Source organism: Paenibacillus sp. CMAA1364 (genome assembly GCF_054373195.1).
Genome location: NZ_JBITNB010000064.1, coordinates 1 through 887, shown reverse-complemented (window position 1 = coordinate 887; position 887 = coordinate 1). Strand labels below are relative to the sequence as shown.

Below are 887 nucleotides of genomic sequence, written 5' to 3'. Positions count from 1 at the left end.
AACGTTAGGTGAAATCCCCTTAAGATAATATGTATAGAACAAGATGAACGAGATTAGGATATAATGAAGATATATTACTTTTTAGATGGGGTGAATTCAATGAAGCGAGAAGAAATTGGAAACATACTCAAAGATCAAAAAGAAATTCTGTTAGAACAATATTTTGTGGGTAAAATCGGGATATTTGGCTCATATGCACGTGAAGAGCAGACAGAAACAAGCGACATCGACATATTAGTTGAGTTCATTCGACCTGTAGGGTTTGAATTCTTAGAGCTAAAAGATTATTTGGAATCCATATTTAACAAACCAGTAGATCTAGTAACAGAAAATGCTCTTAAACCATATATGAAACAAGAAATATTAAGTGAGGTGCAGTTTCAATGAACCGATCACTAACGTCACTGTTGGATATTTTAGAATCTATGAATCGAATAGATATTTACATTGGAGGAGTCGAATATGACTCCTTTTTGGATAATCAAATGTTAATAGATGCAGTGATTCGGAATCTAGAAATTATAGGAGAGGCAGCAAGAAATGTATCAGATGAGGTTCGGAATAAGTATCCTGATATTCCATGGAGAAACATGATAGGACTAAGAAATATACTGATTCATCAATATTTTGGAGTTGATGAATCCATTGTATGGGAAGTAATAAAAACGAATTTACCAGAATCACGTCCAAATCTTGTGAAAGCTATTCAGGAGGAAGGGGACATCACCTAACATTACATTACCACAGCGGTCGCTATGCTCCCTAGGTCACCAAGAGGAAGTTTCACAGAAGTTAATTCAGGTGACACATCCAACCGGCTAAGTGGCAGAGCCACACGGACCTACGGTCCTTAAGCCGATTGGACGTCGGTAATGCGCGAACGTTAT

The 887-nt window shown here is 37.0% G+C and carries 2 protein-coding genes; both read left to right on the top strand.

The annotated features are described in order from the left end of the window. Positions 1–99 precede the first annotated feature (99 nt). The gene (locus ACH8E3_RS16665; protein ID WP_458633770.1) at positions 100–387 is read left to right on the top strand and encodes a nucleotidyltransferase family protein; all 288 of its coding nucleotides are present in this window, start codon (positions 100–102) and stop codon (positions 385–387) included. Then, positions 384–731, top strand: coding sequence for a HepT-like ribonuclease domain-containing protein (locus tag ACH8E3_RS16660; protein WP_458633769.1), 348 nt, complete (start codon positions 384–386; stop codon positions 729–731). The genes ACH8E3_RS16665 and ACH8E3_RS16660 overlap by 4 nt, the downstream gene beginning before the upstream one ends. The last annotated feature ends 156 nt before the right edge of the window (positions 732–887 follow it).

Excerpts from the sequence above, each read along its gene's own strand:
- ACH8E3_RS16660 (WP_458633769.1), top strand. The coding sequence starts at position 384 with ATGAACCGATCACTAACGTCACTGTTGGATATTTTAGAATCTATGAAT.
- ACH8E3_RS16665 (WP_458633770.1), top strand. The coding sequence starts at position 100 with ATGAAGCGAGAAGAAATTGGAAACATACTCAAAGATCAAAAAGAAATT.